At 71.3% G+C, this 20006-nt stretch carries 13 protein-coding genes and 1 rRNA gene; 7 read left to right on the forward strand and 7 right to left on the reverse strand.

Annotated features, from left to right (window positions below; genetic code table 11):
• Positions 1 to 162 precede the first annotated feature (162 nt).
• Positions 163 to 279 (forward strand): 5S ribosomal RNA (rrf, locus tag ACZ67T_RS03750).
• A gap of 132 nt (positions 280 to 411) precedes the next feature.
• On the opposite strand, the gene ACZ67T_RS03755 is transcribed toward rrf, so the two are convergent.
• From ACZ67T_RS03755 to ACZ67T_RS03765, 3 genes are all read right to left on the reverse strand, one after another.
• Positions 412 to 1002, reverse strand: a complete 591-nt coding sequence (locus ACZ67T_RS03755; RefSeq protein WP_469981391.1) for a TetR/AcrR family transcriptional regulator — start codon at positions 1000 to 1002, stop codon at positions 412 to 414.
• A 25-nt stretch (positions 1003 to 1027) separates the two neighbouring features.
• Positions 1028 to 2062 carry an aldo/keto reductase gene (locus ACZ67T_RS03760; protein WP_469981392.1) on the reverse strand — a complete coding sequence of 345 codons (1035 nt, stop codon included), beginning with the start codon at positions 2060 to 2062 and terminating at the stop codon, positions 1028 to 1030.
• A 236-nt stretch (positions 2063 to 2298) separates the two neighbouring features.
• The gene (locus ACZ67T_RS03765) at positions 2299 to 3741 is read right to left on the reverse strand and encodes an MFS transporter (RefSeq protein WP_469981393.1); all 1443 of its coding nucleotides are present in this window, start codon (positions 3739 to 3741) and stop codon (positions 2299 to 2301) included.
• Between the two features lie 101 nt (positions 3742 to 3842).
• Between ACZ67T_RS03765 and ACZ67T_RS03770 the strand changes: the two genes are divergently transcribed.
• On the forward strand, positions 3843 to 4820 hold the full coding sequence (locus ACZ67T_RS03770; protein WP_469981394.1) for a helix-turn-helix transcriptional regulator: 978 nt from the start codon (positions 3843 to 3845) through the stop codon (positions 4818 to 4820).
• A 102-nt stretch (positions 4821 to 4922) separates the two neighbouring features.
• On the opposite strand, the gene ACZ67T_RS03775 is transcribed toward ACZ67T_RS03770, so the two are convergent.
• Positions 4923 to 6392 (reverse strand): MFS transporter, encoded by a 1470-nt coding sequence (locus ACZ67T_RS03775; protein ID WP_469981395.1) that lies wholly within the window; start codon positions 6390 to 6392, stop codon positions 4923 to 4925.
• Between the two features lie 170 nt (positions 6393 to 6562).
• On the opposite strand from ACZ67T_RS03775, the gene dusB reads away from it, so the two are divergent.
• The gene (gene dusB / locus ACZ67T_RS03780; protein ID WP_469981396.1) at positions 6563 to 7693 is read left to right on the forward strand and encodes a tRNA dihydrouridine synthase DusB; all 1131 of its coding nucleotides are present in this window, start codon (positions 6563 to 6565) and stop codon (positions 7691 to 7693) included.
• A gap of 110 nt (positions 7694 to 7803) precedes the next feature.
• Here the strand turns inward: dusB and ACZ67T_RS03785 are convergent, their stop codons facing one another.
• Both ACZ67T_RS03785 and ACZ67T_RS03790 read right to left on the reverse strand, forming a co-directional pair.
• Entirely contained in the window at positions 7804 to 9771 is a 1968-nt protein-coding gene (locus ACZ67T_RS03785; RefSeq protein ID WP_469981397.1) for an amylo-alpha-1,6-glucosidase, read from the reverse strand.
• Positions 9768 to 11237: an MGH1-like glycoside hydrolase domain-containing protein gene (locus tag ACZ67T_RS03790; RefSeq protein ID WP_469981398.1), complete on the reverse strand. Its 1470-nt coding sequence runs from the start codon at positions 11235 to 11237 to the stop codon at positions 9768 to 9770. Before ACZ67T_RS03790 ends, ACZ67T_RS03785 begins: the two co-directional genes overlap by 4 nt.
• 108 nt (positions 11238 to 11345) lie before the next feature.
• Between ACZ67T_RS03790 and ACZ67T_RS03795 the strand changes: the two genes are divergently transcribed.
• From ACZ67T_RS03795 to ACZ67T_RS03810, 4 genes are all read left to right on the forward strand, one after another.
• The gene (locus tag ACZ67T_RS03795; protein ID WP_469981399.1) at positions 11346 to 12605 is read left to right on the forward strand and encodes an ROK family protein; all 1260 of its coding nucleotides are present in this window, start codon (positions 11346 to 11348) and stop codon (positions 12603 to 12605) included.
• A 394-nt stretch (positions 12606 to 12999) separates the two neighbouring features.
• The gene (ppdK, locus tag ACZ67T_RS03800; protein ID WP_469981400.1) at positions 13000 to 15717 is read left to right on the forward strand and encodes a pyruvate, phosphate dikinase; all 2718 of its coding nucleotides are present in this window, start codon (positions 13000 to 13002) and stop codon (positions 15715 to 15717) included.
• Positions 15718 to 15951: 234 nt separating this feature from the next.
• Positions 15952 to 18336: a discoidin domain-containing protein gene (locus ACZ67T_RS03805; RefSeq protein ID WP_469981401.1), complete on the forward strand. Its 2385-nt coding sequence runs from the start codon at positions 15952 to 15954 to the stop codon at positions 18334 to 18336.
• Between the two features lie 97 nt (positions 18337 to 18433).
• Complete coding sequence (locus tag ACZ67T_RS03810) at positions 18434 to 19348, forward strand: oxidoreductase (RefSeq protein WP_469981402.1); 915 nt, start codon at positions 18434 to 18436, stop codon at positions 19346 to 19348.
• Positions 19349 to 19397: 49 nt separating this feature from the next.
• Here the strand turns inward: ACZ67T_RS03810 and ACZ67T_RS03815 are convergent, their stop codons facing one another.
• Positions 19398 to 19955 carry a hypothetical protein gene (locus tag ACZ67T_RS03815; protein WP_469981403.1) on the reverse strand — a complete coding sequence of 186 codons (558 nt, stop codon included), beginning with the start codon at positions 19953 to 19955 and terminating at the stop codon, positions 19398 to 19400.
• Positions 19956 to 20006: the final 51 nt, after the last annotated feature.

Here is a 20006-nt window from a genome sequence, read left to right on the forward strand (position 1 = left end):
GTTGATAGGCCAGATCTGGAAGCCCGGTAACGGGTGGAGGTGACTGGTACTAATAGGCCGAGGGCTTGTCCTCAGTTGCTCGCGTCCACTGTGTTGGTTCTGAAACCACGAACAACCCCACGTTTGTCACAGAGCGTGGTGCGGTTGACAGTTTCATAGTGTTTCGGTGGTCATAGCGTGAGGGAAACGCCCGGTTACATTCCGAACCCGGAAGCTAAGCCTCACAGCGCCGATGGTACTGCAGGGGGGACCCTGTGGGAGAGTAGGACGCCGCCGAACTATTTTTGAAGAAAACCCCCGTGACGGATGAGAATCCTGTTACGGGGGTTTTCTGCGTTTAAGGGGTTGGCCCCCTTTTCGGCCGGACCCTTTTCAGGGCCCGGCCGAATGCTGTGCGGAGGGGCGGTACGGTCAGGAATTCAGGCCGCGGAGGACGAGATCCGTGAGGGCCCTGAACTCCTCGTCGATGCCGGCCTTCTGCCACTCACCCGCGTACGCCGGATCGTGGAAGCGATTCGTCGCGTCGAATACCGCGCGGGCGGTCAGAGCGGGGTCGGGGTGAGGGAGGCTGAACTCCCCCCTGGCGATGCCGTCCTGAATGATGTGGTCGAGCTGCATGATCAGCTCACCGACGTGGAGTTCGACCACCCGGCTGTTCTCGCTGATCAGTACTTGGTAGGTGGCGAAAAGCTGCGGATCGTCGCCCGCCTTGCGGCGCTTGGCCGCGAACAGGGTCGCGAGCCATTGGCGCAGCATGGCGGGCGCCGTCAGCGAGCCGTTCGTCATGAGCAGTTGCAGTTCGTTCGTGGTGCGGTCGAGCCAGCGCTTCGTGACCGCCTCACGCAACTGTGCCTTCGTGCCGAAATGCCGGTAGACGCTGCCGTGACTGACGCCGAGCGCGCGGGCCACGTCGACGACGTTCGCCTTGGCGGGACCGTGCCGGCGCAGCACCTCCTCGGTCGCCTCGAGGATGCGCTCGGTGGTCAGGGTCTCGGTTGCCATGATGCCGACCGTACCGGGGCGCCGGTCAGCGCTCGCTGTCGAGGTGTGCCATCTGTGCCTCGGGATAGCGGTCACCCGCGGCGGCACCGGCCGGAACGGCCTCCTCGATGGCGGCGAGATCCGCCGAGTCCAGGATGACGTCGAGAGCGCCGAGCGCCTCCGTCAGCCGGTCCCTGCGACGGGCGCCGACCAGGGGCACGATGTCGTCGCCGCGGCTGAGGACCCAGGCGATGGCGACCTGCGCGACGCTGGCGCCCTTCTGCTCAGCGATCTTGCGCAGCGACTCGACGAGGTCCAGGTTGTGCTGCAGGTTCTCGCCCTGGAAGCGCGGGCTCATTCCGCGGAAGTCGTTCGCGGCGAGCTTGCGGTCCCGGCCGAAGTGCCCGGAGATCAGACCGCGCGAGAGGACTCCGTACGCCGTGACGCCGATGCCGAGCTCGCGGGCGACCGGCAGGATCGCGTCCTCGATGCCGCGGGAGATCAGCGAGTACTCGATCTGCAGATCGGAGATGGGGGCGGTGGCCGCGGCCCGCCGGATCGTGTCGGCGCCGACCTCGCTCAGGCCGATGTGCCTGACGTGTCCCTTCTCGACGAGCTCGGCGATGGCGCCGATGGTCTCCTCGATCGGTACGTCGGGGTCGACCCGGGCGATCCGGTACACGTCGATGTGGTCGACGTCGAGGCGCTGGAGCGAGTACGCCGCGAAGTTCTTCACTGCGGCCGGCCGGCCGTCGTAGCTGGACCAGCCACCGTCCGGGTCCCGGAGAGCGCCGAACTTCACGCTGGTCAGCGCCTTCTCGCGGTGGGCGGCGGGAGCGGTCCGCAGGGCCTCTCCGATGAGCATCTCGTTGTGCCCCATCGCGTAGAAATCCCCGGTGTCCAGCAAGGTGATGCCGGCGTCGAGGGCCGCGTGAATGGTGGCGATGGACTCGCCCCGGTCGGCCTCGCCGTAGAGCGCGGACATCCCCATGCAGCCGAGCCCGATGGCGGAGACCTGAGGGCCGGTGGAGCCTAGGGAGCGGGGGTTGAGGGTGGGGGAGGCGGGAGAGGTGGGGGGCATTGGGCGCTCCTTGGATCGGTGCTGTCAGTTCGACAGTTCGGTGTCTCCCTTTCAACGATGGCATGACAACTGACAGATTTCAATATCTGTCAGTTGTCATGCGTTACCTGATACCTGATACCTGATACCTGATACCTGTCCGCCGGGTGAGGCGTCATCTGCCATGCGAGGAGTGGGAGTGAGCGCCGGGTCGCGCTGGGTGCGCGGCCAGCTCCGGGCAGTGCTGCGCAGCCGCCTCAGCTCACCACTCGTGGCAGCCTCAGGCTCAGTGCCGTTGTCAGGGCGATGGCTGCCAGTTGTGCCAGCAGCGTCGTCACCAGTGCGTCTCGTGTGCCCAGGCTTGGGATCAGGGTGAGGAACAGGGAGCCGAGTGTGGCTACGCCGAGGGCCAGGGCTGACTGCTGGGTGGTGATCATGACGCCGCTTCCCACTCCCGCCCGCGACGCCGGTACCTCGGACAGGATGAGCCGGAACAGTATGGGGAGCTGGAGTGCTTGGCCCGCGCCCGCGAGTGCGGCGCCCGGCATCAGTTCCAGGACGCCTAGGTCGGGCCACGTTCGCCAGGCAGCGAGGGCGATCAGGGCGACGCCGGTCCCCTGGATGATGCCGCCCACGGTGACGATCCGGGTGCCGTAGCGGGCGATGAGGCGCGGGCCCGCGAGGGACACCGCGAAGAAGGCGACAGCCATGGGCGCGAGGGCCAGGCCCGCCGGTACGGGGCCGAGGTGTTCGCCCTGCTGGAGCGCCACCGCGATCACGAACATGAAGCCGCTGAACCCGATGGAGAACGGCACGATCATGATCAGGCCGCGGCGTAGTGAGACCAGCGCGAAGAGGCTGGGCGGGACCAGTGGGGTGCGGCCATGACGGTCCGCACGACGTTCCACCTGGTAGAAGGCGCACGCGAGGAAGGGGAAGGCCGCGAGCGAGAGCCACGTCCACAAGGGCCAGCCCGCCGCCCTGCCCTCGGTCAGGGGTGCGAGGAGCGTGAGCAGGGACGCGGCGAGGAGCACCGTGCCGGGGCCGTCGACCGGCTCGGGGCGCGGGGAGCGCGTCTCGGGGACGGCGCGGGCGGCCAGGAGGAGGCCGACGAGGACCACGGGAACGTTCACCAGGAACACCGACCGCCAGCCGGTCCCGAACACGTCCGCTGCGACGAGGACGCCGCCCAGGATCTGGCCGGCGACCATGGACAGGCCCGCCGTCGCCCCGTACAGGCCCATGGCCTTCGCCCGGCGCCGGCCCGTCGTCGTCGACTGGATGGTGGCGAGGACCTGCGGGAGCATCGCGGCCGATGCGGCGCCCTGCGCGACGCGCGCGGCCACGAGGGTCCAGGCGTCGGGGGCGAGGCCGCAGGCCAGCGAGGTCAGGCCGAAGGCGATCATGCCGCCGAGGAACAGCCTGCGCCGGCCGAAGAGGTCGCCGAGCCGTCCGCCGAGGACGAGCAGGACGGCGTACGCGAGTCCGTAGCCGGCGACGACGAGTTCGAGGAGCGCCTCGCCCGCGGCCAGGTCGTGGCCGATGGTGGGCAGGGCGACGTTCACGATGAAGAAGTCGATGAGAGGGAGCGCCGCGCCCAGGAGCACGGTGAAGAGCCCGAGTCCGCCGAGTGCCGGTGGGGCCGTGGCGGAGCGGGCTGTGGTGGCGACAGAGAGGGAACGGGTCCCGGTTCCGGTCATGGGTACCAGAGTCGTCCGGCGCTCAGACTGGTACCAGAGTGTCCTTATCCTGGTAGAAGGACTACCTGGCAACAGGCTCCGTGGCGCGGCAGGCTGGAGGCATGAACACGATGGCGCGGATCACTACGACGACTGCGGCAGAGGGACGGGCGCGGGCCGAGGCGGAGACGGAGGCCCCGGCTCGGGCGAAGGCCGGAGGGCCCGGGCAGGTGGCGTCCCCGATCGAGTCGCCCAAGCGCGAGTCCGAGATCCGGCGGCATGAGCTGGCCGACTTTCTGCGCAGCCGTCGCGCCCGCATCACCCCCGAGCAGGTCGGGCTGCCGCGCGGTCGGCGTCGGCGTACCCCCGGGCTGCGGCGTGAGGAGATCGCGCAGCTGTCCTCGGTCGGGGTCACCTGGTACACGTGGCTCGAGCAGGCGCGGGACATCCAGGTGTCGGTGCAGGTCCTGGACGCGCTGGCCCGCACGCTGCTCCTCGACGCGAGTGAGCGCGCGCATCTCTTCCAGCTCGCCGGGGCCGTCGATCCGTCGCCCGCGGCGATCTGTCAGACCGTCACGCCGGCGCTGCGGCTGATGCTGGAGAAGCTGGAGCCGCTTCCCGCGTGCGTCCAGAACAGCCGGTACGACATCCTCGCGTACAACCGCACGTACGGGCGGCTGTTGTGCGACCTGGACACGGTGGCGCCCGAGGACCGTAACTGCATGGTGCTGATCTGCACGAACGAGCAGTGGCGGAAGTCGTTCGTGTTCCTGGAGGACACCATCCGGCTGATGGCGGCCAAGTTCCGGGGGGCGATGGCCGGTCATCTGGGTGAGCCCGCCTGGGAGTTGCTGCTCAAGCGGCTGGAGGACGAGTCGCCGGAGTTCCGTGAGGCGTGGCAGCTGCACGAGGTGGTGGGCACGCGCAGCAAGACGAAGTACTTCCGCAACGCGCACGTCGGGCCGCTGTCCCTGGTCCACACCGATCTGTGGCTCGGCCCGGACCAGGGGGCCCGACTGGTGACGTACACGCCCGCCGACGAGGAGTCGCGGGAGCGGCTCGACCGGCTGCAGGAGCTGGCGCTCGCCGTGGCCTCCTGAGTGCTGTGGCCTCCTGAGTCTCCGGTTGTTCCGGCGAGGTGCCGGGCGGCCGGTGAGGAGGACGGCCTGGGAACGGGACCGCCGTGGCCGGTGGTGGTGGCTTCAGGAGCTGGCGCCCGCCGTGGCCTCCTGGATTTCCGGCTGCTCCAGGCAGCGGGCGGTGCGCTGTGCGGTGGCGCGGGCCCAGCGGCCGCTGGTGAGGAGGCCGATCAGGAGTACGGCGAGGCCGCAGCCCACGATGATCCACCAGCCGCCGCGGCTCGCGTCGACGAACGTGGCCGAGTACGCCGATGTGCCGACGGCCCCCGCGACGCCTGACGCGAGGACCGCGCCGATGACGGCGACGCCGAGGGTCTGGCCGATCTGCCGGCTGGTGGAGGCCACCGCGGCGGCGACGCCCGCCTGGGCGCGGGGCATGCCGGAGACGGCCGTGTTCGTGATGGGGGCGTTGACGAAGCCGAACCCGAGGCCGAACAGGACGTAGCCGATGAAGCGGGGCACGTTCGACGTCTCCGCCTCGAACGCGGCGAACAGGAGGCCGCTCGCCGTCATCGCGATGCCCGCGACGAGCAGCGGGATCCGCGGGCCGCGGTTTCCGACGATGCGGCCGGAGACCGGAGCGCACACCAGGGTCATGGCCGCCATCGGCAGCATCCACAGGCCGGCGTCCAGGGCGTTGAGGCCGCGTACGTTCTGCAGGTAGAGCGTCGACAGGAACAGGAAGCCGCCGAGCGAGGCGAACGCGCTGATCGCTATCACCGTGGCGCCGCTGAAGGGTGCCGAGCGGAAGAAGCGCAGGTCGATGAGGGGTTCGGTGCGGCGCGGCTCGTAGGCGATCAGTCCGACGAGGGCCGCGAGGGAGAGCAGCGCGAACGTCACGATGGTGGGAGACGTCAAGCCCGCTCCGGGGGCCTCGATGATCGCGTACGTGAGTGAGCCGAGGAGCACCATGACGAGGAGCTGCCCGATCGGGTCCGTGCGGCGCGGCTTGGGGGCACGGGACTCGGGGACGTAGCGCATGGTCAGCAGGAGGGCGGCGAGGCCCACCGGCAGGTTGATCCAGAAGATGGACCGCCAGCCGACCGAGTCGACGAGGACGCCGCCCACGATGGGGCCCGCGGCCATGGAGATGCCGACGACGCCGCCCCAGACGCCGATGGCCCGGGCGCGTTCGCGGGGCTCGGTGAAGGTGTTGGTGATGATCGACATGGCGACGGGGTTGAGCATCGAGCCGCCGACCGCCTGGACCATGCGGAACACGATGAGGGACTCCAGGTTCGGCGCCACCGAGCACAGCACCGAGCCCACGGTGAAGATCACCAGGCCGGCCTTGAAGACCCGGCGGCGCCCGATCCGGTCGGCCGTCGAGCCCGCCAGCATCAGGAGCGAAGCGAGGACCAGCGTGTACGCGTCGATGGTCCACTGCATGCCGGAGACGCTCGCGCCGAACTCCTTCTGCATGCTCGGCAGTGCGACGTTCAGGACGGTGTTGTCGAGGCTGACGATCAGCAGGCTCATGCAGCAGATCGCGAGGACGAGCATCCGCCGGCGGGGAGTCAGTGGGGCAGGCATGTATCCGACGGTAGCCCGACCGTGCGCGGGCGCGCCCGCCAGGTCGGGGACAACCCTGGGCGGGGGCGTCCGCCAGGTGGGGGACAACCCTGGGCGGGGCTGTCCGCCAGGTGGGGGACAATGGAGAACCGCCCCTGCCCACCGCCCCACGATTCCGGAGAGCCCGCCCGATGTCCCAGCAGCTCACCATCGGTCCGCACCTCGTGCAGCCGCCCGTGGTCCTCGCGCCCATGGCCGGGATCACGAACGCGCCTTTCCGTACCCTGTGCCGGGAGTACTCCGGCGGCAAGGGCCTCTTCGTGAGCGAGATGATCACGACGCGGGCGCTGGTCGAGCGCAACGAGAAGACCATGCAGCTGATTCGCTTCGACGCGAGTGAGCAGCCCCGGTCGATCCAGCTGTACGGCGTCGATCCGGCGACCGTCGGCAAGGCCGTCCGCATGATCGCCGAAGAGGATCTTGCCGATCACATCGACCTGAACTTCGGCTGCCCGGTCCCCAAGGTGACGCGCAAGGGCGGCGGCTCCGCGCTCCCGTACAAGCGGAATCTGCTGCGGGCCATCCTGAAGGAGGCCGTCAGCGGGGCCGGGGACCTGCCGGTCACGATGAAGATGCGCAAGGGCATCGACGACGACCACATCACCTTCCTCGACGCGGGCCGGATCGCCGTCGAGGAGGGCGTCACCGCGATCGCCCTGCACGGGCGGACCGCGGCGCAGCACTACGGCGGCACGGCCGACTGGGACGCCATCGCGCGCCTGAAGGAGCACGTCCCGGAGATTCCCGTCCTCGGCAACGGCGACATCTGGTGCGCCGACGACGCGGTGCGGATGATGCGCGAGACCGGCTGCGACGGTGTCGTGGTGGGGCGCGGCTGCCTGGGGCGGCCGTGGCTGTTCGGTGATCTCGTCGCCGCCTTCGAGGGCACGGGCGCGCCCGCCGCGCCCGACCTGCGCAAGGTCGCCGACGCGATGGTGCGGCACGCCGGGCTGCTCGGCGAGTGGATCGGCGACGAGGCACGCGGTGTCATCGACTTCCGTAAGCACGTGGCCTGGTATCTGAAGGGCTTCTCGGTCGGTTCCGAGATGCGCAAGCGGCTCGCCGTCACGTCGTCGCTCGACGAGCTGCGCGCGGGGCTCGACGAGCTGGACCTCGACCAGGCGTGGCCCGTGGGCGCGGACGGGCCTCGCGGCCGTACGTCCGGCAACAACCGGGTGGTGCTGCCGGACGGCTGGCTCAAGGACCCGTGGGACTGCGCGGGCGTCAGTGAGGACGCGGAGCTGGACACGTCCGGGGGGTGACCGGCGGCCGGGGGAGTTGTCGGACTCCCGGACTCCCGGGCTCCCGGTCGCTCAAGCGCCGCGACCGGCTGAAGGCCACGGCCCGCCGGCCGCCCCCGAGACCCCCGTCGCTAGAAGACCGCCGTGAGCAGCGCGAGCGGTGCCGCCGCCGACCGTGACTCGCGTTCGCACGCGTGCGGGTAGGGGACGGGCGCCGGGTACGACTCCCGCGCGTACCCGGCGAGCACCTCGGGCAACCGGTGGCCGGAGGCCGCTGCGGCCTCCACCAGCGCGTTCGCCACCGTCCGCGCCTCGTCGTGCAGCCCGTAGCGGGCGAGCCCGAGCGCGATCAGCGCGTTGTCGTGCGGCCACACCGAGCCCCGGTGGTACGAGAGCGGGTGGTAGGCGGCCTGACCGGCGGCGAGCGTGCGCACCCCCCAGCCGGAGAAGAAGTCGGGCTCCAGGAGACGCCGGCCGACCACTTCCCCGTACTCCTTGTCGAGCAGGCCCGACCACAGGAGGTGGCCCGCGTCGGACGCCAGCGCGTCGACGTGCCGCCCCTCGCCGTCCAGGGCGAGCGCGGGGAACGCGCGGTCCGCCATCCAGAAGTCCCGCTGGAACCGGTCCCGCAGATCCGTCGCCGCCTGCTCCAGAAGGTCCGCGTACACCGGGTCGTCCCAGGCCGTGCGAGCGAGCGCGGCCGTGCGGCGCAGCGCGTCGTACGCGTAGCCCTGGGCGCCCGCCGCCGTCACGGGTCCCGTGGGGCGGCTGCCGTCGGCCGAGCAGATGGCGCCCGGTGAGTCCTTCCAGTTCTGGTTGGCGAGGCCGCCGCGGTCGGCGCGGTAGACGAGGTAGCCGCGCGAGGTGAGTCCGCCGTGGTCGAGCATCCAGCTGACGGCGGCCCGCGCGTGCGGTTCGAGGCGGCGGGCCGTCGCCACGTCACCGGTCCGGTCCGTGTACGCGCCGAGCAGGACGAGGAAGAGGGGCGTCGCGTCGACAGAGCCGTAGTAGCGGGCGAAGGGGACCTGGCCGAAGTGCGCCAGCTCGCCGTGCCGCACCTCGTGGACGATCTTGCCGGGCTGGGCCACGGCGCCCTCGGTGGACTCCGTGGCCTGCGTCGCGGCGAGCACCGGCAGTGTCGCGGCGGCGAGCCCCGGCCGGTAAGGGAGGGCGAACAGGGAGGTCAGGAGCGCGTCACGGCCGAGGAGCGTGAGGAACCAGGGGACGCCCGCGCCCGGCACGCTCAGCCGCTCGCCGTCCGGGCCGGTGGCCGGGACCTGGAGCACGGCCAGGTCGGCCAGGCCCCTCGTGCACGCCGCGGCGAGTCCGGGCCAGGCGGCGGGCAGGGTGACGTCCCGGGTGAACTCCTCGGTGCGCGCGGCGAGTTCGGCCGCCGCGTCGGCGGGGGACGCGGGCACCGGGGTGTGGGGGGCGCCGTGCGGGCGGGCCGCGACGCGCAGGTTCAGGTCGGCCGTGCCGTGCCCGGCCAGTTCGAGGGACCAGACGAGGCGGCGGGCGCCGGTGCCGGTCTCCTCGACGGCGTCGGGCGCGGGCTCCGCGGTCACTGTGGTCGACGAGCGCCACTCGCCCCGCCGGTAGCCGAACCGGACGCCGTCCTCCAGGACCGACCGGGAGCGGACCGCGCCGGTCTTCGTGTAGGTGCGGTGGTCGGCGCGCAGCTCGAACTGGTCGGTGAAGTCGGCGTCGACGGTCAGCGCGAGCCGCACCGTCGTCGGCGCCGCGCGGTTGGAGACGACCTGCAGGGTCTCGACGAACGCGCCGTCCGCCACGGCCTGTTCGCGGAAGAGCGTGTACGCGGGCGGCTCCAGGCGGCCGCCGCGCGGCACCAGCGCGCAGCGTGCGACGCCCTCGACCGCGCCGGTTTGCCCGCCCGCGTTTCCGCCCGGCCGTCCGGCGGGCGTGAGCACCTCGGGTGCGGCGCCGTCCGCCGTGAGCTGCCAGCGGCTGAGGTGCCGGCCGTCGCGCACGAACAGGCCGTCGGGCGAGCCGGATCCGCGTACGCCGCTGATGTCGCCGCCGGGGCCGATCGCCGCGAACGTGGCTCCTCGCACGAGCAGTTGATGCTGTCGGTCCGTCATCCCCAGGTCCCTCCCTCGTGCCGCTCCCGCGGCTCCTGCAGCAGATCCAGGGCGAGCGCGGCGCTCCAGGCGAAGCCGCGCGCGCCGCAGCCGCGTCCCGTGTACGGATCCACGTATTCGGCGAAGGCCGTGTCGAGCGCCGTGCCGAGCAGCGCGGCGCGCAGGCGTTCGGCCTCCGCGTGCTCGCCGTGGAGGCGCAGGCCGCGCTCGATCAGCCAGTTCGTGTTGAACCAGGCCGGTCCGCGCCAGTAGCGGTGCGGGTCGAAGGCCGGTCCCGTCAGGTCGTAACTCGGCACGAGCCGCACCGCGGTGCCGAGGCCGAAGCGGGGGCCGCGGGCGATGCGCAGCAGTCCGGCGGTCACGTGCCGGGGGAGCGTCGGCAGGATGAGCGGGATCAGGCCCGAGACGCCGTACTCGGGGATCAGGGCGGGGGGTGCGGTCCGGGCGGCGGTTCGGGGTGTGCCGTGTCCCGGTGCGCGGGGCGCGTGCCGGCCGTCGGCCGTGCCGCGCAGGTCGCGGCAGAAGAACATGCCCGTCGCCGGGTCCCACAGGCGCTCGACCAGCGCTGCCGTGAGGCGTTCGGCGCGGTCGTGGCGGGCCGTGCCCGCGGCGCCGAGTTCGCAGGCGATGCGGGCGAGGGCGTGTTCGGAGGCGATCAGGAGGGCGTTGAAGGACGGGTCCTCCACGGCGAACTCGCCCTGTCCGTCGGCGTACTGGCCGTTCCGGTAGTCCGTCGCCAGGCGCACGTACCGGCCGTAGTCGAGGTCGGTGGGGCGGTCGTCGGGCGCGCCGTGCTCCAGGTCGGCGCGGTGGAACGCGCGCGCGGGCGCCGGGGCGATCCGGCCCAGCGGGGCGTCCCAGCACGGGCTGTTGTCCATGCCCTGCTCCCAGGGGTGGATCACGCTGGCGAGGCCGCCGCCGCCCAGGTCCCTGCGGTGCAGGAGATAGCGGTGCCAGGCCGCGAGCTTCGGATAGACGCGGGCCAGGAACGAGCGGGACCGGGACAGGCCCGGGTCGGCGCGGTGCACGAGCCAGGCCGCCAGCGCGTGCACCGGCGGCTGCACGATGCCGGAGGTCTGCACGGAGCGCGGCGCTCCCGCCGCCCGGCCCGAAGTGGAGGAGCGCCAGAAGTCGGGGCTGGGAAAGTAGGCGTCGAGAGGGACGGAGGGGTTGAACACGATGTGCGGCACCCGGCCGTCGCCCCACTGCGCGTCGAACAGCGTCTCCAGCTCCAACTGGGCGCGCAGCGGCGACACATGACGTGACCCGATGGCGACGAACGCGGAGTCCCATGACCACTGGTGCGGATAGAGGGTGCGGGAGGGGACCGTGGACGTGCCCGTCCAGTTCGTCTCCAGGACCCGTGCCGCCCGCTCGCGCAGCGCGGCCCGCTCGAGCGAGGGCGCGGCGACGGCGTCGGGGGCGCGGCGCACAGCCGCACCGGTCCGCCGGGTTGTGCGGTCCACACGAACTCCCACGGTCTGTCAGTTAAGCCGTATCCAGCATAGAGTTACGCCTACTTAACCAGCAAAACCCAATATGTAACGCGCAGTTGATGAACGCAAGGGGTGCGAATGGCCGGGGACCGGACGAGAGAGCGGCCGCGGAGCCAGGCGAGTGCCGGGGATCTGCTGCACCTCGTGCGCAGTGGCCGGGCGACCACGCGCGGTGCGCTCCAGGAGGCCACCGGGCTCTCCAGGGCCACCGTCGGCCAGCGCCTCGACCGGCTCTTCCGGGCGGGCTGGCTGCGGGAGGGCGCGGGCGGTCCCGCCGGGTCGCCGACGGGCGGGCGGCCCTCCCTGCGCCTGGAGTTCGACGACGCCCACGCGGTCGTGCTCGCCGTCTCCCTCGACACCCGGCACGCGCGCGCCGCCGTCCTCACCCTCACCGGCGAGCTGCTCGCCGAGCGCTCCGGCGCCCTGTCCGTCGACGAGGGGCCGGAGCGGGTGCTCGACGCACTCGGCGGCTGGTTCGCCGGGCTGCTGAAGGAGGCCGGGCGGACCGCGGACGCGGTGTGCGGCATCGGGCTCGGGGTCCCGGGTCCCGTGGACAGTGCCACGGGCCGCGTCGTGCAGCCGCCGATCATGCCGGGCTGGGACGGCTACGACATCAGGGGCCGCCTGGGCCGCGCCTTCGCCGAACAGACGGGCGGCGGTGGCGTGCGTGACGCGGGTGATGCAGACGGCGCAGGCGGCGTCCCCGTTCTCGTGGACAACGACGCCAACCTGATGGCCTACGGAGAGCAGCGCACCGGACACCCGGACTGCGCGGCCTTCGCCCTCGTCAAGGTGTCCACCGGCATCGGCGCCGGCGTCGTCGTCGGCGGCCGGATCTACCGGGGCATCGACGGGGGAGCGGGCGACATAGGGCACATCCGGGTGCCCGAGGGCGCGGGCGCGCTGTGCCGGTGCGGCTCGTACGGGTGCCTGGCCGCGGTGGCCAGCGGGCGCGCCGTTGCGCGCCGGCTCACCGAGGCCGGGGTGCCGGCGGAGTCGGGATCGGATGTGCGGGAGCTGCTCGCCGAGGGGCACCCCGAAGCGGTGCGTCTGGCACGGGAGGCCGGGCGCAGCGTGGGCGAGGTCCTGGCGACGGTGGTGACCCTGCTCAACCCGGGGGTCCTGATGATCGCCGGGGATCTGGCCGGAACTCCCTTCCTCACGGGCGTACGCGAACTGCTCTATCAGCGGGCCCTGCCGCGCTCCACCGCTCATCTGGACGTGGTGACCGCGCAGCTCGGTGAGCGGTCTGCCCTGGTGGGGGCGGGTGCGCTGGTCGTGGAGCACCTCTACGCGCCGGACCGGGCGGAGGAACGGCTCGCGGCGCTCGGCCTGTGAACGCCCGCCTCGCGTCCGGATACTGACATCGCGGGGCCCGGAAACGGCGTGATTCTCGCCACCCCTGATAGGGGTAGCGCTCAGATGAGCACCTTGAAGGCGACTGTACATTTCTAAGGCATGGCACTGAGTGCCATCGCTCGATCATTTACGACTTGAACTCACATGAGTGTTGAGCATGCTCACCTGAGCGATATTCGGGGTCTACGGGGGTTGTGTGTTCAAGAAATGAACGCAAGCTCTTGAGTGCCGCTATCCATTAGTTACTTTCGATCTAGCGGCGGACGGGTGGTTACGGCCGTATGACGCACAAGTGGACGTACCCAGATGCCTTCGATCTGGGTATGTTCCTCGCCGTCAGGGCAGCCACCGAGTCATCGAGGAGTCGAGACCCGTGTCGGAAAACAAGGATCCCCACGTAGTGAAGTTCGTTTACGACTTCACCGAGGGAAACAAGGACCTCAAGGACCTCCTGGGCGGGAAGGGCGCGAACCTCGCCGAGATGACCAATCTCGGTCTGCCGGTTCCTCCCGGCTTCGTCATCACCACGGAGGCCTGCAAGGTCTACCTCGACAGTGGCGAAGAGCCGGTGGCACTGCGTGACGAGGTGAGTGCGCACCTCGACGCCCTCGAGCAGAAGATGGGCAAGAAGCTCGGCCAGGCCGACAACCCCCTTCTGGTGTCGGTCCGTTCGGGCGCGAAGTTCTCCATGCCCGGCATGATGGACACCGTCCTCAACATCGGACTCTCCGACAAGTCCGTCCTCGGCCTCGTCAAGCAGTCCGGCGACGAGCGGTTCGCCTGGGACTCCTACCGGCGCCTCATCCAGATGTTCGGCAAGACCGTCCTGGACGTCGACGGAGAGCTCTTCGAGGACGCCCTCGACAAGGCCAAGGCCGCCAAGAAGGTCACGGTCGACACCGACCTCGACGCCTCCGACCTCAAGAAGCTGGTCACCCGCTTCAAGAAGATCGTGAAGACCGAGGCCGGCCGGGACTTCCCGCAGGACCCGCGCGAGCAGATGGACCTCGCCATCCACGCGGTCTTCGACTCCTGGAACACCGACCGCGCCAAGCTCTACCGCCGCCAGGAGCGCATCCCCGGCAACCTCGGCACCGCGGTCAACATCTGTTCCATGGTCTTCGGCAACCTCGGCCCCGACTCCGGCACCGGCGTCGCCTTCACCCGCGACCCCGCCTCCGGCCACCAGGGCGTGTACGGCGACTACCTCCAGAACGCGCAGGGCGAGGACGTCGTCGCGGGCATCCGCAACACCGTGCCGCTCGCCGAGCTCGAGTCGATCGACAAGAAGTCGTACGACCAGCTCATGGAGATCATGGAGACGCTCGAGACCCACTACCGGGATCTCTGCGACATCGAGTTCACGATCGAGCGCGGTCAGCTGTGGATGCTGCAGACCCGCGTCGGCAAGCGCACCGCCGGTGCCGCCTTCCGCATCGCGACGCAGCTCGTCGACCAGGGCCTCATCGACGAGGCCGAGGCGCTCCAGCGCGTCACGGGCGCCCAGCTCGCGCAGCTGATGTTCCCGCGCTTCGACGAGAACGCGAAGGTCCAGAAGATCGGCCGCGGCATCGCCGCTTCCCCGGGTGCCGCGGTCGGCAAGGCCGTCTTCGACTCGTACACCGCCGTCAAGTGGTCGCGTTCGGGCGAGAAGGTCATCCTGATCCGCCGCGAGACCAACCCCGACGACCTCGACGGCATGATCGCCGCCGAGGGCATCCTCACCTCGCGCGGCGGCAAGACGTCGCACGCCGCCGTCGTCGCCCGCGGCATGGGCAAGACCTGTGTCTGCGGCGCCGAGGACCTCGAGGTCGACACCAAGCGCCGCCGGATGACGGTCGGCGGGCAGGTCATCGAGGAGGGCGACGTCGTCTCCATCGACGGCTCCACGGGCAAGGTCTACCTCGGAGAGGTGCCGGTCGTCCCGTCCCCGGTCGTCGAGTACTTCGAGGGCCGCATGCACGCCGGCGCCGACGACGCCGACGAGCTCGTCGGCGCCGTGCACCGGATCATGGCGTACGCGGACCGCGTCCGCCGGCTGCGGGTGCGCGCCAACGCGGACAACGCCGAGGACGCGCTGCGCGCCCGCCGCTTCGGTGCGCAGGGCATCGGCCTGTGCCGCACCGAGCACATGTTCCTCGGTGAGCGCCGCGAGATGGTCGAGCACCTGATCCTCGCCGACACGGACGCGGAGCGCGAGGAGGCCCTGAAGGAGCTCCTTCCGCTCCAGAAGAAGGACTTCGTCGAGCTGTTCGAGGCGATGGACGGGCTTCCGGTGACGGTGCGCCTGCTCGACCCGCCGCTGCACGAGTTCCTGCCCGACATCACCGAGCTGTCGGTGCGCGTCGCGCTCGCCGAGTCCCGTCAGGACGCCAACGAGAACGACCTGCGCCTCCTGCAGGCCGTGCACCGCCTGCACGAGCAGAACCCGATGCTGGGCCTGCGCGGTGTCCGCCTCGGCCTCGTGATCCCGGGCCTGTTCGCCATGCAGGTACGGGCCATCGCCGAGGCCGCCGCGGAGCGCAAGAACGCCAAGGGCGACCCGCGCGCCGAGATCATGATTCCGCTCGTCGGCACCGTCCAGGAGCTGGAGATCGTCCGCGAGGAGGCCGAGCAGGTCATCGCCGAGGTGCAGGAGCAGACCGGCGTCGAGCTGAAGCTGGCGCTCGGCACGATGATCGAGCTGCCGCGCGCCGCGCTGACGGCCGGGCAGATCGCCGAGGCCGCGGAGTTCTTCTCCTTCGGCACGAACGACCTGACGCAGACCGTCTGGGGCTTCTCCCGCGACGACGTGGAGGCCTCTTTCTTCACGGCGTACCTGGAGAAGGGCATCTTCGGGGTCTCGCCGTTCGAGACCATCGACAAGGACGGCGTCGGCAGCCTCGTACGCAACGCCGTGGAGGCCGGCCGCGCCACGCGGCCCGACCTCAAGCTCGGCGTCTGCGGCGAGCACGGCGGTGACCCGGAGTCGGTCCACTTCTTCCACGAGGTCGGCCTGGACTACGTCTCCTGCTCGCCGTTCCGCATCCCGGTCGCCCGCCTCGAGGCCGGCCGTGCCGCGTCGACGTCGACGGGCAGCGACCACCGGTAGGAACCGGTCCGCAAAACTCCGGAGCCGTTGTCTGGGTGCCCGACCCTCACGAAAGGCGGCGGCTCCGGTGCACCGAAGGAGAGGGCGGTACCCCTTGTGCGGGGGGTGCCGCCCTTTCGTGCGGGCGGGAGCGGGAGCGGGCGCTCTTGGAAGCCGTGGGGGCGGGCGCTCTTGGGGGTTCTGTGATGTCCGTTCCCTTGTGAGGCCCGGAAGGCAAGTGGTGTAGTCCAATGCATGCCTCTGAGTAACGGTTCGACTTCACCGCGTCCGTCACGCCGCTCGTTCGTCATCGCCCTCGCGGTGACCTCGGCAGCCACCGCCCTGCCGCTCGGGCTCGGGTCCGCCGCCGCCCGGGCCGCCGGCGGGAACGCGGTCAACGAACGCCCCGTCGTCATCCCCGCCCTCCAGAACTGGGCCGGATCCACGGGCCGCTACCGGCTCGAAGCGGGCGTGCCGATCGTCGTGCAGGCCGCGAGAACGAGTGAACTCCACTCGCTCGCCCGGCAGTTCGCCGACGAGATCGAAGAGGTCGCCGGCATCAGGCCCGGCGCTCCCCGCGCCGGCCGCGGAGTGCGGGGCGGCCTGCGGCTCGTCCTCGACCCGGCCGACCGGCACGCGCCCGGCGGCGACCGGTACGCCGAGGAGGGTTACACCCTCACCGTCACCGCGGCCGCCGTCACGGTCACCGCACCGACCCGCACCGGCCTCTACTACGGCACCCGCTCGGTCCTGCAGATACTCCTGCGCTCCGACGAGCGCCGCGAACTGCCCACCGGTACCGCGCACGACTGGCCCGACTACCGGCTGCGCGGCTTCATGCTGGACGCGGGCCGCCGCTTCTTCACCCCGGGCTTCATCCGCGACCAGCTGCGTCTGATGGGCTGGTTCAAGCTCAACGACCTGCAACTGCATCTGAACGACAATGAGATCAGCCCGCCCGGCGGCGACTGGTCCAAGGCCTACGACGCGTTCCGGCTGCGCAGCGACAAGCCCGAATGGGCCGGGCTCGCCGCGCCCGACGGCTCGTACTCGCGGGAGGACTGGGACTCCTTCGAGGACACCGCGGCCGCCCACGGCGTCCAGCTCACCCCCGAGATCGACGCGCCCGCGCACGCCCGTTCCTTCGTGCGCTTTCGCCCCGAACTCGGCCTGAAGGGCGGCAACTCCGACCACCTCGACCTCGCCAAGCCGGAGGCGACGGCCTTCATGAAGAAGGTCTTCGACGAGTTCGCGCCCTGGTTCCGCAGCCCCGAGATCCACTACGGCGCCGACGAGTACACCGGCCCCGAGGAGCAGTACCGCGGCTACTTCAACGCGATGGCCGCCCACCTGCGCACCCTCGGCAAACACCCCCGCGCCTGGGGCAGCCTCTCCGAGATGGCGCCCTCCGGCACCTCCGGCTACGACCGCGACGTCACCATCCACAGCTGGAACAACGGCTGGTACGGGCCCAAGGCCGCCACCGCCGACGGCTACGAGATCGTCAACACGAACGACGGGCTCCTCTACATCGTCCCGTTCGCCACCTACTACCACCCGCGCGGACTCGACGGCCCCTACCTGTACGAGAGCTGGGCCCCGCACGTCTTCCCCGGCGACCAGAGCCTCCAGCCGTACGACCCGAAGCTGCGCGGCGCCATGTCCGCCGTGTGGAACGACCTCGTGCACGCCACGTACACCCAGCAGGCCGTCCACGGTCTGGTCGAGAAGACCTTCGGCACGCTCGCTCAGAAGATGTGGAGCGGATCCGGAGCGGGCCTGAGCTACCGCGACTTCACGGCCGAGCTGCGGCGTGGGATCGCCGGACCCGGGCTCACCACCATCACGCCCACCCTCGCCGAACCCGACCAGATCTCCCTGGACGCCCCCGCCACCGCCTCCTCCACGGCAGCGGGATCCCGCCCCGCGTACGCCACCGACGGCAGCCCGGTCACCCGGTGGACCAGCGGACCCGAGCGCGCTCCCTGGCTGGCCGTCGACCTCGGGCAGAGCCGGCCCGTACAGCGCGTGCGTGTCGAATGGGGGCAGGACCACGGCACCGCGTACGCCGTCGAGGTCTCCGACGACGGCGTCGCATGGCGCACCGTCGCCGAGCGCACCGGCCGCGACCGCGCGGGCCGGGACGAACTCGGCTTCCCGGCGACCACCGCGCGCCATGTGCGCCTGCGCGGCCGGGAGCGGGCGAGCGCGCGCTACTCGGTGTGGAGCCTCCAGGTGTACGACATCCCCGACCTGGCGCTCGGCCGCCCCACCACCGCGTCCTCCGCCGAGACGGCCACGCTCACCGCGCCCAACGCCACGGACGGAGACCCGGGCACCCGCTGGGCGTCGAAGTACACCGACGGCGAGTGGATCGAGGTGGACCTGGAGCAGACCCGGACGGTGCGGCGGATCGTCCTCGACTGGGAGACGGCCGCGGGACGGGACTACGACCTCCAGGTCTCCGCCGACGCCACCGGCTCGTCCTGGCGCACCGTCGCCGCGCGCCGCGACCGCACCACGCCCGGGGTGGACACGGTCGACCTCGACGCGGTGGAGGCGCGGCGGGTGCGGATGCTCGGGGTGAAGCGGCAGACGGCGTACGGGTACTCGCTCTACCGGTTCGAAGTGCGGGGCTGAGTACTCCGAGAGGGGAAACGGGGGTGCGGGGTTCCGCATCTACTGGCCGGTAAGTACAGTCGGCACCCCCGTATCCCCTCGTCCAGGGAGCACAGCCATGACCGGCTGGAACGCGAGCGACATCCCCGACCAGAGCGGCCGCACGGCCGTGGTGACCGGCGCCAACAGCGGCATCGGCTACATCACGGCACGCGAGCTGGCCCGCAAGGGCGCCCATGTCGTCCTCGCCTGCCGCAGCGAGGCGCGGGGCACGGCCGCCCTCGACCGGCTGCGCTCCGAAGTGCCGGGCGCACAGGCCGAGTTCGAGCAGCTCGACCTGGGTGACCTGTCGTCCGTGCGGAAGTTCGCCGGAGCGCACGGCAGCGGGGAGCGGCTCGACCTGCTGATCAACAACGCGGGCGTGATGGCGCTGCCCCTCGGGCGGACCGCCGACGGCTTCGAGACGCAGTTCGGCGTCAACCACCTCGGCCACTTCGCGCTGACCGGACTGCTCCTGCCCCGGCTCCTCGGCACACCCGAAGCCCGCGTCGTCAGCGTCTCCAGCATGGTCCATGCCCTCTCGGACATCGACATCGCGGACCTCAACAGCGAGCGCCGCTACCGGCGCTGGATCGCGTACGGCCGTTCCAAGACGGCGAACCTGCTGTTCGTCCACGAGCTGGCGCGCAAGCTGGCGGCGCGTGGGTCCGACGTCGTCGCGGCATCCGCGCACCCGGGGTACGCGTCCACGAACCTCGCGACGCAGGGCGTGCGCATGGAGGGCCGCAAGGCCGCCGAGCGGGTCGTCGAGCTGGGCAACCGGATCATCGCCCAGCCCGCCGAGGCAGGCGCACTGCCCACGCTGTACGCGGCGACGGCACCCGGTGTGCGCCCGGACTCGTTCACCGGGCCGTCCCTGATGATGTGGCGCGGGGCGCCCGCGAAGTCGTGGCGGGCCCGGCGGACCCTCGACGACGCGGCGGGGGAGCGGCTGTGGGCGGCGTCGGAACAGCTGACGGGCGTGACGTTCTAAAGGCGTTCCAGGGAGTGCTTCAAGCCACCGGAGCCTTCCGCCACAGGGCCTAGTCCAGCTCCGAGGCCTCGAACACCGCGCGGGCCGCGTCGCCGTCGATGCGGGCCGCGAGGCGGTCGACGACCGGGGAGCCGCAGCGGAGCAGCCCGTTCGCGCGGGCCCGGCGCACGCCCGTCTCCAGGCGGTGCCAGACGACGGGGTTGTCGGTGAGCACCTTCGGGTCCAGCTCGACACGCCCGCCGAGCGCGTCCCGCAGCACGAGCCGCGGCGTCACCCCTTCGCTGTGGCGCACCGACGTGAGCAGATCCGTGCAGACCCGCCGGGTGCCCCAGACGCCGCGCACGGCGAGCCAGCCGGGACCCGCGCTGACCAGCGGCGGATGCAGCACGGCGTGCAGCAGCGCCGAGAGCCCCGCCCACAGCCCGACCCGCGCCGCGCTGAGCGTGCCGTTGGCCGTGTCGATCACCAGGATCAGGCAGAACAGCGCGAGCGCGCAGAACACCGCCGCCCGCAGATCGGCGGCCCACCGCCGGTCCCGCACCACCGCGTCCTGCGAAGCCGGCGCCGCCGCCCGCCCGCGGGATCCCGCCCTCGTGTCTCGTCCCATGCAGCGCACCGTAAGCCCGTGTGGCGCCCCGGGTCAGCACTCTTGACGCGT

The organism is Streptomyces sp. NPDC107517, assembly GCF_055582645.1.

What these genes read in the sequence shown, in the direction of transcription:
- ACZ67T_RS03815 (WP_469981403.1), bottom strand. Translation starts at nt 19,955, where the DNA reads ATGGGACGAGACACGAGGGCGGGATCCCGCGGGCGGGCGGCGGCGCCG.
- ACZ67T_RS03760 (WP_469981392.1), bottom strand. Translation starts at nt 2,062, where the DNA reads ATGCCCCCCACCTCTCCCGCCTCCCCCACCCTCAACCCCCGCTCCCTA.
- ACZ67T_RS03755 (WP_469981391.1), bottom strand. Translation starts at nt 1,002, where the DNA reads ATGGCAACCGAGACCCTGACCACCGAGCGCATCCTCGAGGCGACCGAG.
- ACZ67T_RS03805 (WP_469981401.1), top strand. Translation starts at nt 15,952, where the DNA reads ATGCCTCTGAGTAACGGTTCGACTTCACCGCGTCCGTCACGCCGCTCG.
- dusB (WP_469981396.1), top strand. Translation starts at nt 6,563, where the DNA reads ATGTCCCAGCAGCTCACCATCGGTCCGCACCTCGTGCAGCCGCCCGTG.
- ACZ67T_RS03765 (WP_469981393.1), bottom strand. Translation starts at nt 3,741, where the DNA reads ATGACCGGAACCGGGACCCGTTCCCTCTCTGTCGCCACCACAGCCCGC.
- ACZ67T_RS03795 (WP_469981399.1), top strand. Translation starts at nt 11,346, where the DNA reads ATGGCCGGGGACCGGACGAGAGAGCGGCCGCGGAGCCAGGCGAGTGCC.
- ACZ67T_RS03775 (WP_469981395.1), bottom strand. Translation starts at nt 6,392, where the DNA reads ATGCCTGCCCCACTGACTCCCCGCCGGCGGATGCTCGTCCTCGCGATC.
- ACZ67T_RS03770 (WP_469981394.1), top strand. Translation starts at nt 3,843, where the DNA reads ATGAACACGATGGCGCGGATCACTACGACGACTGCGGCAGAGGGACGG.
- ACZ67T_RS03785 (WP_469981397.1), bottom strand. Translation starts at nt 9,771, where the DNA reads ATGACGGACCGACAGCATCAACTGCTCGTGCGAGGAGCCACGTTCGCG.
- ACZ67T_RS03810 (WP_469981402.1), top strand. Translation starts at nt 18,434, where the DNA reads ATGACCGGCTGGAACGCGAGCGACATCCCCGACCAGAGCGGCCGCACG.